At 61.3% G+C, this 14,784-nt stretch carries 12 protein-coding genes; 10 read left to right on the top strand and 2 right to left on the bottom strand.

Translation table 11 applies throughout. From position 1 onward, the window contains the following. Positions 1-473 precede the first annotated feature (473 nt). The 5 genes from KGA88_RS21525 (at position 474) to KGA88_RS21505 (ending at position 5,588) form a co-directional block, all read left to right on the top strand. Positions 474-1,970: a methyl-accepting chemotaxis protein gene (locus tag KGA88_RS21525; RefSeq protein WP_223594180.1), complete on the top strand. Its 1,497-nt coding sequence runs from the start codon at positions 474-476 to the stop codon at positions 1,968-1,970. A 187-nt stretch (positions 1,971-2,157) separates the two neighbouring features. Further along, positions 2,158-3,747, top strand: a complete 1,590-nt coding sequence (locus tag KGA88_RS21520; protein ID WP_223594178.1) for an ArnT family glycosyltransferase — start codon at positions 2,158-2,160, stop codon at positions 3,745-3,747. A gap of 147 nt (positions 3,748-3,894) precedes the next feature. After that, positions 3,895-4,299 carry an antitoxin Xre-like helix-turn-helix domain-containing protein gene (locus tag KGA88_RS21515; RefSeq protein ID WP_223594176.1) on the top strand — a complete coding sequence of 135 codons (405 nt, stop codon included), beginning with the start codon at positions 3,895-3,897 and terminating at the stop codon, positions 4,297-4,299. Beyond that, complete coding sequence (locus KGA88_RS21510; protein ID WP_110660398.1) at positions 4,293-4,985, top strand: RES family NAD+ phosphorylase; 693 nt, start codon at positions 4,293-4,295, stop codon at positions 4,983-4,985. Before KGA88_RS21515 ends, KGA88_RS21510 begins: the two co-directional genes overlap by 7 nt. Before the next feature lie 240 nt (positions 4,986-5,225). Continuing rightward, complete coding sequence (locus KGA88_RS21505) at positions 5,226-5,588, top strand: hypothetical protein (RefSeq protein WP_223594173.1); 363 nt, start codon at positions 5,226-5,228, stop codon at positions 5,586-5,588. Positions 5,589-5,652: 64 nt separating this feature from the next. Here the strand turns inward: KGA88_RS21505 and KGA88_RS21500 are convergent, their stop codons facing one another. Together KGA88_RS21500 and KGA88_RS21495 are read right to left on the bottom strand one after the other, a co-directional pair. After that, a complete protein-coding gene (locus KGA88_RS21500; RefSeq protein WP_110660400.1) occupies positions 5,653-6,066 on the bottom strand; it encodes a cupin domain-containing protein in 414 nt (137 codons plus the stop codon). A gap of 44 nt (positions 6,067-6,110) precedes the next feature. Further along, on the bottom strand, positions 6,111-6,863 hold the full coding sequence (locus tag KGA88_RS21495; RefSeq protein WP_223594171.1) for an SDR family oxidoreductase: 753 nt from the start codon (positions 6,861-6,863) through the stop codon (positions 6,111-6,113). Positions 6,864-7,122: 259 nt separating this feature from the next. On the opposite strand from KGA88_RS21495, the gene KGA88_RS21490 reads away from it, so the two are divergent. The 5 genes from KGA88_RS21490 to KGA88_RS21470 all read left to right on the top strand — a co-directional run bounded on the left by KGA88_RS21490 (position 7,123) and on the right by KGA88_RS21470 (position 14,657). Then, complete coding sequence (locus KGA88_RS21490) at positions 7,123-8,712, top strand: winged helix-turn-helix domain-containing tetratricopeptide repeat protein (protein WP_223594169.1); 1,590 nt, start codon at positions 7,123-7,125, stop codon at positions 8,710-8,712. Positions 8,713-8,997: 285 nt separating this feature from the next. Beyond that, positions 8,998-10,371: a glutamine synthetase family protein gene (locus tag KGA88_RS21485; RefSeq protein WP_223594168.1), complete on the top strand. Its 1,374-nt coding sequence runs from the start codon at positions 8,998-9,000 to the stop codon at positions 10,369-10,371. Between the two features lie 7 nt (positions 10,372-10,378). After that, complete coding sequence (locus KGA88_RS21480; protein ID WP_223594167.1) at positions 10,379-11,770, top strand: aldehyde dehydrogenase family protein; 1,392 nt, start codon at positions 10,379-10,381, stop codon at positions 11,768-11,770. 3 nt (positions 11,771-11,773) lie between these two features. Beyond that, positions 11,774-12,934 carry an iron-containing alcohol dehydrogenase gene (locus tag KGA88_RS21475; protein WP_223594166.1) on the top strand — a complete coding sequence of 387 codons (1,161 nt, stop codon included), beginning with the start codon at positions 11,774-11,776 and terminating at the stop codon, positions 12,932-12,934. 160 nt (positions 12,935-13,094) lie between these two features. Continuing rightward, positions 13,095-14,657 (top strand): amino acid permease, encoded by a 1,563-nt coding sequence (locus KGA88_RS21470; protein ID WP_110659321.1) that lies wholly within the window; start codon positions 13,095-13,097, stop codon positions 14,655-14,657. Positions 14,658-14,784 lie beyond the last annotated feature (127 nt).

The raw sequence follows: 14,784 nt of genomic DNA, 5'->3' as shown, positions 1-14,784 counted from the left end.
CCCCAGCCCAGATCCCGCCCGTTCGTGCCGAACCTGCCGAGCAAAACCGGTAACAAGTCCGGAGGCTTGCGCGGTAACTATCCGCCGAAGAAGTCGTAAGGACCTCGGGTGCACGACAGGCTTTGCAGGGGAACCCGTCGTACTCCCCGTCACTTCAGCATTACTTGCCTCTATATCGGACTTTGTTTTCCACCCGCGACGTCGTACCGGCCAAGAATGATGGCCAAGGGCTACGCTCTCCACGGTTTCTCAAATACACCGCGACCATGCCGGCAATCGATTTGCCTCCAAGGCTAAAGCGATAAAACCTGTGGCGAGGGAGCTCGCTCCCGCTGGGCTGCGAAGCGGCCCCAACAAAGGGACTGCTGCACAGTCCAGCGGGAGCAAGCTCCCTCGCCACAGTGACAGGCTTGTCTTCCGGTATCAGTCCAACCCCTGCTTCTTCCCGGTTCGAATACATGGAGTAAGCGTACATGCCCTTCCCCCCTCGTTTCCTCGACCACTACCGCAAAGCCGACCGCGTCATGCTGGGCCTGATCTGGCTGATGTTCGTGTTCGCGGTGGGCCTGGCGTTCTGGCACGACACATTCAAGCAGGCGCTGTTGGTGGGCGGTGGTACCAGTGTGTTGTTGACGCTGCTGTATCGCGCCATCGGCGGGTCGCGGTGGATGCGCTGTTTGCTCGGCGTGGGCTTGATGGTGATGGCGGCGTTGCACATCAATCAGGCCGAGGGGGTCATTGAGTCGCACTTCGGGATTTTTGCGTTGTTGGCAGTGTTGACGTTTTATCGGGACTGGCTGCCGATCCTGGTGGCGGCGCTGACGATTGCGCTGCATCACGTGGTGTTTCATGTGCTGCAGCATCAGGGTTTTCCGGTGTTTGTGATGGCCCATCACGGGGGCTGGACGATGGTGTTCGTGCACGCTTTCTATGTACTGATGGAGACGGTCGCTTTGCTCTATCTGGCGGTGCACAGCCAGGCCGATGCGGTGGAGAGCCAGGACATGCTGGACAAGATGCTCGCCGCTACTTCACAGCTTTCAGTCGATACGGGTAAGGGCGACAAGGCGCGGGTGCATGTGTCGCTGGCGCAGCGTTTCGATCAATTCCTGATGCAGATCACGGCGCTGGTGGACGGCGTGGTGCGTGATTCTCAGGGTCTGGGTCAGTTGGGCCAGGAGTTGGCCAAGGCGAGCAATACGCTGGAGAAAGGCGCCAAGCATCAGTTGACGGAAATCGCGCAGATGACCGGGTCGATGCAGCGCATGGGCGATGCAATGGAGCACATCGTGGTGCATGTCGAGCATGCCGTTGAACATGCCGGCCAGGCCAGCGTGCAGATCAGCCGCGGGCAGGAAAGCGTGAACCGGGCGCAACAGGAAATCACTCAGTTGGCCTCGCGCCTGGAAGGCACCAACCAGACCGTGCAGGTGCTGGCCGGGCAGGCTCAGCAGATCGGTACAGTGCTGGAGGTGATCAGCAGCATTGCCGAGCAAACCAACTTGCTGGCGCTCAACGCGGCGATTGAAGCGGCGCGCGCCGGCGAGCAAGGCCGGGGCTTTGCCGTGGTGGCCGATGAAGTGCGCAGCCTGGCGCAGCGCACGGCGGTGTCCACCAAGGAAATCAGGACCATCATAGAGGCCTTGCAGCAAGGCAGCCGCAAAGCCGTGGAGGCCATGCAGGACAGTCGCGAAGGGGTGGAGCGCTGTGTCGAGGACAGTCAGTTGGCGGCGGCGATGTTGCAGGCCATTGGCAGCGACATCTCGCACATCGATGAGCTCAATGGGCGGATTGTCACGACAACCCGCGAACAATCCACGGCGAGTTTCGAGATTGTCGGGCGCTTGCAGTCGGTGCAGAGCATTGCGCAGAACACGGCGGATGATGTGCAGACGCTGGCGCTGAGCAGTCGTCAACTACCGCCGATTGCCACGCGCCTGGATGCGCTGGGGCGGACGTTTCATCAATGATGGGAGCCGTGATCGGCATGAACAATTTTTCATCCTGCAGGTCACGGCCTGATTTCAACGGATTGGGCGCACACCTTCCCTTCCGCACTAATGGTTTGTTCTCGATCTACTGACAATCCCATCACATTTCGCCCGATAGCCTTGTTGCTCCAGCGTCGCCACGGCGAGCGCAACGTGCGAAATAGTGATGAACCATTCGTTAGTCAGGTTTCTGAAAAGTGACCGGGGTGCGCTGATCCTTCTGCTTGGCGTATCCGCATTTCTTTTGCTGTTCGGGTTGGGCGCAAGGGAGCTCTGGGGCGCTGAAACGCGCTGGGCGAACATTGCGTTGCAAATGCTGCAAACCGGCGATTACTTCGACCCTTACCTCAAGGGCATGCCCTATTACGACAAGCCGCTGCCTTCCTATTGGTTGATTACGGCCACTGCCCATTTGATGGGCGGCCTCGGGCACTGGTCGCTGCGTTTGTCTTCGGTGTTGGCGGCGTGGCTGAGTGTCTGGCTGGTGTATTTGATCGGAGAGCGGCTCTATCGCAAAGGCACTGGCCTGATTGCCGGCTGGTTTCTGGCGACGACGTTCTTTTTCGTGTTCTGGGCGCGGGTCGCCACGGCGGACGTGCTGACGGTTTGCGGTGTGCTGGCGGCGGTCTGGTGGTATTGGCGCGGCCCAGACGACACACGGCTGAGTCGGTACAGCGTGTTTTTCCTGATGCTGGCGCTAACCTCGCTGTTCAAGGGCTTGATCGGGTTCATCCTGCCGGGGCTGATGCTGTTGCCGCATCTGCTCAGTGAGAAGCGCTGGAAAAACCATCTCAACCCACGACTGTTTCTGGCGATGCTGGTGGGCGGCGTGGTGTACATGCTGCCGTTCCTGCTGTCCCACCGCTATGGCACGCCGACTTATGGGCCGAGCGGATTGGGCCTGGTGTTTCAGGAGAACGTGGTTCGTTTCTTCAAGCCGTTCGACAACATTGGCCCGATCTATACCTATCTGCTTTACCTGCCTGTCTACACCCTGCCCTGGGCGCCCTGCTGGATGCTCGGTTTGTGGGTGGCCGTGCGCAGCTGGAAGCACACCGAAGCCAATGTTCGCTGGCTGATCCTGGGCCTCGGCTTGCTGTTCCTGTTCTTCACCGCCAGTGGCAGCCGGCGCAGCTATTACGTATTGCCGCTGGTACCGTTTGCGCAGTTGCTGGCGGCCTGGTGGGTCACCCGGCGCATGGCCGCGCGTCAGGCGACCGGTAAAGCCGGCGAGCCCGGTTGGACCAAGGGTATTGCCGGGGCGGCCGGGTTTCTGTTTTTGGTCCTGGGCGTAGTCTATCCCTGGACCAACGGCGGTGCCGGCGGTGTCATGCAGTTCACCCGGGATGTGCGTGCCGAAGCCATCAAGACGGCGCCGTGGAATGAATGGCGCATGGTGCTGGTGGATGTCGACAACAAGCTGCCCATGTACCTGCAAAATCACGGCTCGCCGTTCTATTACGTGCTCCCGGATTCGGACATTCCACAAACCGGCGACAGTGCTGCACTGATGGCGTGGCTGGAAAAGAAAAGTGGCGAGACCTGGAATCCGGAACGCACGATCATCGTGGAGCAGTACAAGGACATCCATCAGTTGCCGCTGAGTTATCTGACGGTCGATCATCAACTGATCACCACCAAACCCAACAACGGCGCGCGGTTGTTTCATTCAAAGGAAAATGGCAGTGCGGCGTTTATTCCCCATGGGAAAACGACGGTGGCTGGGCAAGCGGTAACTCAGGCTTTGGATCAATAATGCGTTGAGGTGATCAATCCACAAAAACGGGCGCCTGCGAGGTGCCCGTTGTGTTTGAGTGTGCGCACCCACTGGTCGCGACAATATTGCTCTACAGATTCATTCAAACTACATTTGAATCTACAGATGCAATTAGAGCACACAAACATGGCCGTCCCCATCCAAGCTCAATCCTTCACCAAAAACCAATGCGTCACCGGCCTGCGCGCCGCCGTGAGCATTCTGGAAAAGTGGAAAGCCACCAGCGACCAGGCCTGTCGCATCCTGCGCATCTCCCGCAGCACCTACACCCGCGCTCGGCAGCGCGACCCGGATTGGGCGGTGGCGCTGGATGCGGACCAGATGCAGCGCATCAGCTTTGTGCTGAACATGCATGCGACGTTGCGGTTGGTGTTCGACAACCCGGATAACGTCTATGGCTTTGCCTCGATGGCCAATGACAACGAATTTTTCAACGGGCGTTCGCCGCTGGAAATCATGGCCCAGGGCGACATGATTTCGCTGTATGAAACCTTCCGCCGCATCGACATGCTGCGGGGTGCGTTATGGTGATGGCGAGTGAGCTGGCGGTGTTTGCAGGTGGGTCGTTGCAGGCTTATCGCTTGGTCAATTCGAAGTTTCCGCCTATTGCGTTGTTCGATGACGTGGCGGACGCGGATGAATTCGAGGTGTTGTTCGAGATTCAGGCGCTGACCAATCCGCGATTGAGGAATGAGGTGGGTCAGCTGGAGTTGATTGCGCGCAGCGAGATTCCGTTCGGAATTGCCGGTTGTTCTTATGCTATTGCGCCGTTTACTCATGTGAACCCGGCGGGTTCGCGTTTCAGTGATGGCAGTTTTGGCGTGTTGTACCTGGCGGATTCGATGGAGGCGGCGCTGGCTGAGGTAAGGCATCACCAGGGTCTGTATTGGTCGAAGGTACCGAGACTGAACTATGAGCGGTTTGTGTTTCGCGGGTTGGCCTGTGCGTTTGGCGATGGCGGGATGAAGGATGCCGCGGCCTTGCCGATGAGCGATCCGGTGTATGCGCCGGACGACTACAGCCATTCCCGTGTCCTGGGGCGGGCGGTGCGGGATGCCGGTTGTCCGGGTTTGCGGTATCACTCGGTGCGCATGCCGGGCAGTCATTGCTGGGCGTTGATGACGCCGAGGCCGGTATCGTCGATTGTGCAGACGGCGCATTACGAGATGGTCTGGAATGGGCAGATCACCAGTGTGAGTCAGATCAGTGAGGCTTGAGCCTCGTTGTCAGGCACATGAAAACCTGTGGGAGCGGGCTTGCTCGCGAATGCGTCGGCATTGCCAGCAATGTTGTCGACTGACACAACGCCTTCGCGAGCAAGCCCGCTCCCACAGAGATCAGCGAATCCACCATTGACTGCGTCGATAGTCACCATCATCTCAATGAAGTTCTCTTAAAAAATCCCCGGCGTAACATCTGCTCCATACCAACCCATAAGCACCCCGGAGCACACCATCATGAAACGCCAAACCCTCCTCAGCATCGCTTTCTCGGTTTTCGCAGTTAACGCTTTCGCCGCTACCTCTGCTCAACCCGTGGTCGCTGAAGGCGGCTCGGATCGTCTGATTGAAAGCCGTGTGGCCGAGGGTGGTTCCGACAAACTCCTGCAAAACCGCGTCGCTGAAGGCGGCTCCGACAAGCTCCTGCAAAACCGCGTCGCTGAAGGCGGCTCTGACAAGCTCCTGCAAAACCGCGTCGCTGAAGGCGGCTCTGACAAGCTCCTGCAAAACCGCGTCGCTGAAGGCGGCTCTGACAAGCTCCTGCAAAACCGCGTTGCCGAAGGCGGTTCGGATCGTCTGATCGAAAGCCGCGCTGTCTGAATGCAGTGTTTTACCGCAGGACTCAACGAAAAGCCCGGCCTCAACAGCCGGGCTTTTTCGTGATTCACTTTTTAATCGGTGTCACGAGTACTTTTTCGTCGGTGTCGAGAACGAACACCGCCAACAGGCGAGCCGGTTGAGTGTCACTGGCGTTGGCACTGACCAGGTGCACGGAACCCGGTTCCTCTACAAAGTTTTCGCCGACGGTGTAGATCTTTTCCGGTTGGCCTTTGACCTGGATGCGAAACGAGCCCTCCAGCACCGTTGCGTAGATGAACGCCGTTCTCGGGTGGGTGTGGGCCGGCGATGCGGCACCCGGCCCATACTCGACGACCACGCCTCTCATGCTCTTGCCAGGGATGTTGGGAATGGGACGATCGAACACCACCGTCACCTTGCCGTGGGGCGGCTCGGCGGCCGACGCTGCGCTAATCGAGAGTGCCGCGAAGACTGCGGCCATTAGCAATCGGGTAACCATGGGATTTCTCCTGGATGGGTAGGAAAATGTGCGGGTGCGCTGCGTTACTGTGCTGTCGACCGGGCCAGCCAGTCGTCGAAGCGGATCGCGCCCAGGCGTGCGTTCTTGCCGGTAACCAGCGATTGGTCGTTGAGCACCGCGCCGAAGTAGCGCGCATGCACGTCCGGCACGACCTTGCGGTTGTCCTGGGTCGCTCGCAGATAGCGCCTGGCCAGTTCGTCGATCGGCATGGTTTCCGGGCCGCCGACTTCAACCGTGCCATTGACCGGTGCTGCCAGCACGACATCGGCCAGCGCCGCTACTACGTCGTCGGACGCGATCGGCTGGATCAGCGCCGGCGAAGCACGAATTTCCTCGCCAACGGCGAAAGACTGGACAATGCCGCCGGCAAACTCGGAGAACTGCGTGGCACGCACAATGCTGTAAGGCATGCCGGATGCCTTGATAAGGGCTTCCTGCGCGACCTTGGCGCGGAAATAGCCGGTATCGGGAAGCCGTTCGCTGCCGACAATCGACAGGGCAACATGGTGACGAACCCCGGCAGCGGCTTCGGCGGCCAGCAGGTTACGGCTCGAGGTTTCGAAGAAATCGAGAACGGCCTGGTCCTCCCACGACGGCGCGTTCGCCACGTCGACCACCACATCAGCGCCATCCATCGCTTCGGCCAGGCCTACGCGGGTGATGCTGTTCACGCCGGTGCTGGGGCTGGCAGCGAGTGCGTCATGGCCGCGCTCGCGAAGGGTGTTCACAAGTTTCGATCCGATGAGGCCGGAGCCTCCGATGACGACGATCTTCATGACTTTTCTCCACTTGTCGACTGCAACCATTGCGTCGGTGTAGAGAGATTGCCTGCGCGCACCGGGCAAGTCCTTGCGCCGGGCTTGGGTTTGCCTTGGCGAGCGCTTGGATTTATGTCCAAGGCTACTGAGGTTCCTCCAGCCGCCCTTGCCGCAGACGGTGCAGCGGGTGTCGAGCTGCCGTATCATCTTCCCCAGTTACCAACCGCCAGCCGCCTGGGACACGGAGTTGAGGGCGCTTCGCCAGGGGATGCTCAACTTGCCATTCGCGTTTGAAGACTACGTACTCGATCAGGAGCGCCGGGAGCTGACCCTGCGCGGGCAGGTCGTGGCCGTCGGACCGCAGGTCTTCGACCTGTTGCTGCTGTTCGTCAACAATCCCGAGCGCGTCGTCAGCAAGGACGAATTGCTGAAGGCAGTATGGGGTGGCCGGATCGTTTCGGAATCGACGATCACCAGCCACATCAATGCGGTGCGCAAGGCCATTGGTGACACCGGTGAGGAGCAGCGCCTGGTACGCACCGTCGCCCGCAAGGGCTACCGCTTCGTTGGCCGGCTCAACGACGAGATGACCGGGCAAGCGCAACAGCCTGACATCGATGAGGGCTCGACCGCCGCCCCGAAGCAAATCCCCTCCTCTACCCTTGCTCTCCCGGATAAACCCTCGATCACCGTCCTGCCCTTCCAGAACCTGAGCGGCGACCCGGAGCAGGAATACTTCGCCGATGGCGTCGTGGAGGACATCATCGCCGCCCTGTCGCGTATCCGCTGGCTGTTTGTCATCGCGCGCAATTCGAGCTTCACCTACAAGGGCCAGGCGGTGGACGCCCAGGGGGTTGGCCAGGCGCTGGGCGTTCGCTACGTTCTCGAAGGCAGCGTGCGCAAGTGCGGGAACAAGGTGCGCATTACCGGGCAACTGATCGACGCAACGAGCGGGACGCACCTCTGGGCGGAGCGCTTCGAAGGCTTGCTCGACGATATCTTCGAGCTGCAGGACCAAGTCACACAAAGCGTCGTCGGTGCCATCGCGCCGCAATTGGAACGGGCAGAAATCGAACGCGCCAAGCGCAAGCCGACGGAAAGCCTGGACGCCTACGACTATTACCTGCGCGCCATGGCAAAGCTGCACAGCGGCAGCCGGGAAGCTATCGAGCAGGCGCTGCCGATGTTCTACCAGGCCATCGAACTCGATGCGGAATTTGCCTCGGCCTATGGCATGGCCGCCTGGTGTCATTTCTGGCGCAAGCTCAATGACTGGATGACCGATCGGCCTGCGGAAATCGCCGAGGGCATACGGCTGGCGCGCCTGGCCGTGACCCTCGGCCGCGATGATGCCGTCGCGTTGACCCGCGGCGGACATGCGCTGGCTCATCTCGCTGGCGAAGTCGACGGCGGCATTGCCCTGCTCGACAGGGCGCGCCTGCTCAATCCCAACCTCGCCCCCGCCTGGTTTCTGGGCGGTATCCTGCGGGCGCTGCACGGTGAAACAGACGCCGCCATCGAGCATTTGAACCATGCCGTTCGCTTGAGTCCGCTGGACCCGGAAATGTTCAGGATGCAGGTCGGGATGGCGCTCGCGCATTTCTTCGCCGGACACTTCGATGCCGCTGCGGATTGGGCGGAAAAGGCCCTGGGCAACCTGCCCAGCCTGCTGATCGCGGCGGCACTGGTGGCGGCCAGTCATGCGCTCGGCGATCGCATGGATAAAGCGAATCTGGCGATGCAGCGTCTGCAAAAAATCGATCCCTCCTTGCGCCTGTGCAACCTCAAGGACTGGCTGCCGATTCAACGGCCCGAGGATTTCGCCCGCTTCGTCGATGGACTACGACTGGCAGGCTTGCCGGAGTGAAGGCGACCCTGTAGGAGCGAGCTTGCTCGCGATGGTCGCTAACGATTACGCGTGATGACTGGCTTAACGCGGTGCTCTTGCGTTCATCGCGAGCAAGCTCGCTCCTACAGGGACCAGGTCGTGCGTTGGCATTCACCTGGCAAAATTCACACATTGCAACAGTAGGCTAAGCTTTGAGCAACTCGTTGCTCATGATGCTCGGTTCTGCAGGTTTTGGGTGTTTCTGGAGAGCGTCTGCAACAGCGATCTCAGACTGGCCCAAACCTTTCACGCAGGATCGACGTGATGACAGAGCCCCTCCTCAGCTTTGATGCACTCAAGCGCGCCGCTGCCGCCGGCGAAATCGATACCGTACTGGTCTGCATGGTCGACATGCAGGGTCGGTTGGTCGGCAAGCGCTTCCAGGTCGAGTTTTTCATCGACAGCGGCCACGAAGAAACCCACTGCTGCAACTACCTGCTGGCCGACGACATCGACATGGAGCCGGTGCCGGGTTACGCCGCGGCCAGTTGGAGCAAGGGCTACGGCGATTTTGTGCTCAAGCCGGACATGTCCACCCTGCGGCGCGTGCCCTGGCTTGAATGCACGGCCCTGGTGCTGTGCGATGTACTCGATCACCACCATCGCCAGGACCTGCCCCACAGCCCAAGGGCGATTCTGAAAAAACAGGTCGAGCGCCTGCGTGAGCGCGGCTATACCGGCATGTTTGCCTCGGAGCTCGAGTTCTATCTGTTCGATGAGACTTACGAGGCGATCCACAAGCGCAACTATCACAAACCGAAAACCGCCGGCCATTACATCGAGGACTACAACATCCTCCAGACCACCCGCGAAGAGCCGGTGCTGCGGGCGATTCGCAAGCATTTGCAGGCCTCGGGCATTCCCGTGGAAAACTCCAAGGGTGAGTGGGGCCCGGGCCAGGAAGAAATCAACATCCGCTACGCCGATGCCATGACCATGGCCGACCACCACGTCATCATCAAGCACGCCTGCAAGGAGATCGCGCAGTTGCAGGGCAAGGCGATCACCTTCATGGCCAAGTGGCGCTACGACGCCGCCGGTTCCAGCAGTCATATCCATAATTCGCTGTGGGACAAGAACGCCAAGAAGCCGCTGTTCTACGACGCGAAAGCCGAGTTCGGCATGTCGAAACTGATGCGGGCCTGGGTCGCCGGGCAGCTCAAGTACGCCAACGACATCACCTGTTTTCTCGCGCCCTATATCAACTCCTACAAGCGCTTCCAGGCTGGCACTTTTGCGCCGACGCGGGCGGTCTGGAGCCGCGACAATCGCACCGCCGGCTTTCGCTTGTGTGCCGAAGGCAGCAAATCGATCCGCATCGAATGCCGCATCGGCGGCGCCGACCTCAACCCCTATCTGGCCTTCGCTGCGTTGATCGCCGCGGGCCTGGCGGGTATCGACGAGAAGCTCGATCTGGCGCCGCCGTTCGAAGGCGACGCCTACCTCGATGAGCATCTGCCGGAAGTGTCCAAGACACTGCGCGAGGCGAGCGCCGCCCTCAAGGCCTCCAGCATGTTGCGCGAAGCGTTCGGCGATGAGGTCGTCGAGCATTACGTGCACACCGCCGAGTGGGAGCAGAAAGAGTACGACCGGCGAATCACCGACTGGGAATTACAGCGCGGTTTCGAGCGCTATTGAGATAGCCATGAAAGAGAAGATTCAGCTCATCTCCCCGGTCGATGGCCGGGTCTACGCCGAACGCGAGGTGGCCGATGCGGCGCAGGTCGAGCGGGCGCTGACAGCCGCTGCCAGCGCACAGGCGGCATGGCAACGCCGCCCGTTGAGCGAACGCGCGGCATTTTGCAGCGCCGCAGTGGAGGCGATGCTGTCGATGCAGGCCGACATCGTCCCGGAGCTGGCCTGGCAGATGGGGCGACCGGTGCGTTTTGGCGCCGCCGAACTGCGCGGTTTTGCCGAACGCGCCCGGCACATGATCGCGATCGCACCACAAGCCCTGGCCGCCGTAGAGCCGGTGCCTGTGGCGGGTTTCCGGCGCTATATCAAACGCGAGCCGCTGGGCACGGTGCTGGTGGTTGCCCCGTGGAATTACCCTTATCTGACGGCGGTGAACACGATTATCCCGGCGCTGATGGCCGGCAACAGCGTGATCCTCAAGCACGCGTCGCAAACCCTGCTGGTAGGTGAGCGTTTCGCCGAGGCCATGCGTCGCGCAAAACTGCCCGAGGGGCTGTTCCAGAATCTGCTGCTCAACCATGTATCGACCGGGGCGATCATTGCTGGCGGGCGCGTGCAGCAAGTGAACTTCACCGGTTCCGTGGAGGCTGGCAAAGTCATCGAAAGCGCCGCCAGCGGCCAATTTCTCGGTATGGGCCTGGAGCTCGGCGGAAAAGACCCGGCCTATGTGCGGGCAGACGCCAACCTTGAATATGCAGTGGAAAATCTGGTGGACGGCAGCTTCTTCAATTCCGGGCAGAGTTGCTGCGCCGTGGAACGCATCTACGTCGACCAGAAAATCTTCCCGGAGTTTGTCGAGCGCTTCGCCGAACTGACCCGCCAGTACGTGCTGGGCAACCCGCTGGACGAAGCCACCACCCTCGGTCCGTTGGTCACACCGGGCGCCGCCTTCTTCGTGCGTGGCCAGATCGCCGAAGCACTGGCCCAGGGCGCGACGGCGCTGATCGATCCACAGTCCTTTCCCACCGACGTTCCGGGCAGCGCCTACCTGGCACCGCAAGTGCTGGTGGACGTGAACCATCAGATGTCGGTCATGCGCGACGAAAGCTTTGGCCCGGTGGTCGGCATCATGCCGGTGGCCAGTGATGAAGAAGCCATCGCCTTGATGAACGACAGTGAGTTTGGGCTCAGCGCGTCCATCTGGACCCAGGACCTCGCAGCGGCCGAACGCCTGGGCAACGAGATCGCCACCGGCACCGTGTTCATGAACCGCTGCGATTATCTGGACCCGGCACTGGCCTGGACCGGCGTGAAGAACAGTGGGCGCGGCGTCACTCTGTCGCCACTGGGTTACGAGCATCTGACCCGGGCCAAATCCTTTCATCTGCGTCACGAGGTGTAGACCATGAACCTGACAGGAAACTGGAACTACCCCACGAGCGTTCGGTTCGGTGTCGGGCGCATCGCCGAGCTGGCCGACGCCTGTCGCAGCCAGGGTATCCAGCGCCCCTTGCTGGTGACCGACAGCGGCCTGGCGCGCGCGCCGATCACCACGGCGGCGCTGGAAGCATTGCGCGCCGCCGGTCTTGGCGTGGCGCTGTTCTGTGACCTCAAGCCCAATCCGGTGGAAGCCAACCTGGCCGGCGGGCTCGATGCCTGGCGCGCCGGCCAGCACGATGGCGTGATCGCTTTCGGCGGTGGCAGTGGCCTGGACATGGGCAAGCTGATTGCCTTCATGAGCGGCCAGACCCGCCCGGTCTGGGACTTCGAGGACATCGGCGACTACTGGACCCGTGCCGACGACAGCCGCATCGCCCCGGTCATTGCCGTGCCGACCACGGCGGGAACCGGCTCCGAAGTCGGTCGCGCAGCGGTGATCATCGACGAGCGCACCCACACCAAACGCATCATCTTCCACCCGAAAATGATGCCGCGCGTGGTGATCAGCGACCCGGCCCTCACCGTCGGCATGCCGGCCAAAATCACCGCCGGCACCGGCATGGACGCGTTATCGCATTGCCTGGAAGCGTACTGCGCCCCCGGCTTTCACCCCCTGGCAGACGGCATTGCCGTGGAAGGCATGCGCCTGGTCGCCAACTCACTGGTGAAGGCGGTGCACACGCCGTCGGACCTCGAGGCGCGCGCGCAAATGCTCGCGGCGGCGGCGATGGGCGCCACGGCATTCCAGAAAGGCCTGGGCGGGATGCATGCCCTCGCCCATCCGATTGGCGCGCTGTACGACACCCATCACGGCATGACCAATGCCACCCTGATGCCCTACGTCCTGCAGTTCAACCGTTCGGCCATCGAGGAGCGCATCACTCGCCTGGCAGCGTACCTGCGCCTGCCCTCACCCGGCTTCGACAGTTTCCTGGCCTTCGTCCTCAAGCTGCGCAAGGACATCGCCGTGCCGCACACCCTGTTTGAATTGGGGGTGGACGATAAACAGGCCGACCTGGTGACAGACATGGCGGTCGTCGACCCCTCCGCCGGCGGCAACCCGCTGCCCCTGACCCGGGACGGCGTGGCAAAGATTTTCGATGCGGCGTTTCACGGCCGTCTGTAGGAGCGAGCCTCCTCGCGATGGACGTCAACGATGACTCGGGCAACCTGACACCCCGCATCATCGTCAAGTCCATCGCGAGCAGGCTCGCCCCCACAGAAAACCCAGGTCGAGCCTACGGCGGCTCAGTTCGGCCTGTCCAAAACCTGAAGGGGCACACATGATGAACCCAGCAAGCCAGCCGGGCACCGAAACGCACGACGATGACGTCAAGGTGCTGCATAGCATGGGCTATGCCCAGCAACTCTCACGACGCATGGGAGTTTTCTCCAACTTCGCCATTTCCTTTTCGATCATCTGCATCCTCTCCGGTGGCATCAACTCGCTGGCCCAGGGCACCTCGGGCGCGGGTGGCATCTCCATCGGGATCGGCTGGCCGATCGGCTGCCTGATCTCCGGGGTGTTCGCCATGGCCATGGCGCAGATCTCCTCGGCCTACCCCACCGCTGGCGGCCTGTACCACTGGGGTTCGATCCTGGGTAACCGCTTCACGGGCTGGCTGACCGCGTGGTTCAACCTGCTGGGGCTGGTCACGGTGCTGGGTGCGATCAACGTCGGCACCTACTACTTCTTTTTCGGCGCCTTCGGACCGGCGCTGGGCATGGAGGACACGACCACGGTCCGGGTGATTTTCCTGGCGATCCTCACCGGCGTGCAGGCCTTGTGCAACCACTTGGGCATTGGCCTGACCGCCAAGCTCACCGACTTCTCCGGTTACCTGATCTTCGCCACGGCGCTGGCGCTGACCATCGTCTGCCTGATGTCGGCACCGAGCTATGAGTTTGCGCGGTTGTGGACCTTCGGCAACTACTCCGGCGAGGCGGGTGGCGGCGTCTGGCCGCAGGTCTCCAACGGCTGGATCTTCATGCTCGGCCTGCTGTTGCCGATCTACACCATCACCGGCTATGACGCTTCTGCGCACACCTCCGAGGAAACCCGCAACGCGGCCATGTCGGTGCCGCGCGGCATGGTCATGTCGGTGGTCTGGTCGCTGCTGTTCGGCTGGCTGATGCTCAGCGCGTTCGTGCTGATGTTGCCGAACATGGACGAGGCGGCCAAACAAGGCTGGAACGTGTTTTTCTGGGCCATGAACACCCAGGTCAACCCGACCTTGAAACTGGTGCTCTACGTGGCGATTTTCATCTCGCAGGTGCTCTGCGGGCTGGCCACGGTCACCTCGGTTTCGCGGATGATCTTCGCCTTCTCCCGGGACGGTGGCCTGCCCTGCTCCAAAGCCCTGGCCTCGGTGTCGCCGACCTTTCGCAGCCCGGTGGCGGCGATCTGGACCGGTGCCACCCTGGCCGTCCTGTTCGACTGGGGCTCGTCGGTGATCTCGGTCGGGGCAACGCCGGTCTACACGATCGTGGTGTCCTGCACGGTGATCTTCCTGTTCTTCTCCTTCGCCATCCCCATCGTGCTCGGCCTGTTCACCTACGGGACGTCGAAGTGGCCGACCATGGGGCCGTGGAACATGGGGCGATTCTGGTACTCGGTGTTCGCGATACTCTCGGTCCTGTCGATGATCATCATCTTCGTGATCGGCATCCAGCCACCGAACGATTGGGCGCTGTACATCACCATCGGCTTCCTGGTGCTGACCGCCATCGTCTGGTTCGGTTTTGAAGCGCGACGGTTCCAGGGGCCACCGGTGGGCGACATGATCGTCAAGCGCCAGGCTGAAATTGCGGCGGCGGAGGCGGCGTTGAACAAGCAAGCCGGAAGTTGATGGCGTGCACTTGTCTGGTCCTGAAACAGGTTGGCCCCTGAGTCAGGGCCAGACTTCCCGATTCGCGGACAATTCTTAATCCAAAAAAGGAATCGCCCTACATACAAGTTATTTCATAAGCGTCTTA

It is taken from the genome of Pseudomonas sp. A-R-19 (genome assembly GCF_019956575.1).
Classification (GTDB): Bacteria; Pseudomonadota; Gammaproteobacteria; order Pseudomonadales; family Pseudomonadaceae; genus Aquipseudomonas.
The sequence above is the reverse complement of the archived record's forward strand: the minus strand, read 5'-3'. Positions and strand labels throughout refer to the sequence as shown.

Bases quoted from the DNA above. Each gene is read 5' to 3' on its own strand.
- KGA88_RS21485 (WP_223594168.1), top strand. From the start codon at position 8,998: ATGACAGAGCCCCTCCTCAGCTTTGATGCACTCAAGCGCGCCGCTGCC.
- KGA88_RS21515 (WP_223594176.1), top strand. From the start codon at position 3,895: ATGGCCGTCCCCATCCAAGCTCAATCCTTCACCAAAAACCAATGCGTC.
- KGA88_RS21500 (WP_110660400.1), bottom strand. From the start codon at position 6,066: ATGGTTACCCGATTGCTAATGGCCGCAGTCTTCGCGGCACTCTCGATT.
- KGA88_RS21520 (WP_223594178.1), top strand. From the start codon at position 2,158: ATGAACCATTCGTTAGTCAGGTTTCTGAAAAGTGACCGGGGTGCGCTG.
- KGA88_RS21475 (WP_223594166.1), top strand. From the start codon at position 11,774: ATGAACCTGACAGGAAACTGGAACTACCCCACGAGCGTTCGGTTCGGT.
- KGA88_RS21480 (WP_223594167.1), top strand. From the start codon at position 10,379: ATGAAAGAGAAGATTCAGCTCATCTCCCCGGTCGATGGCCGGGTCTAC.
- KGA88_RS21525 (WP_223594180.1), top strand. From the start codon at position 474: ATGCCCTTCCCCCCTCGTTTCCTCGACCACTACCGCAAAGCCGACCGC.
- KGA88_RS21510 (WP_110660398.1), top strand. From the start codon at position 4,293: ATGGTGATGGCGAGTGAGCTGGCGGTGTTTGCAGGTGGGTCGTTGCAG.
- KGA88_RS21470 (WP_110659321.1), top strand. From the start codon at position 13,095: ATGAACCCAGCAAGCCAGCCGGGCACCGAAACGCACGACGATGACGTC.
- KGA88_RS21505 (WP_223594173.1), top strand. From the start codon at position 5,226: ATGAAACGCCAAACCCTCCTCAGCATCGCTTTCTCGGTTTTCGCAGTT.
- KGA88_RS21495 (WP_223594171.1), bottom strand. From the start codon at position 6,863: ATGAAGATCGTCGTCATCGGAGGCTCCGGCCTCATCGGATCGAAACTT.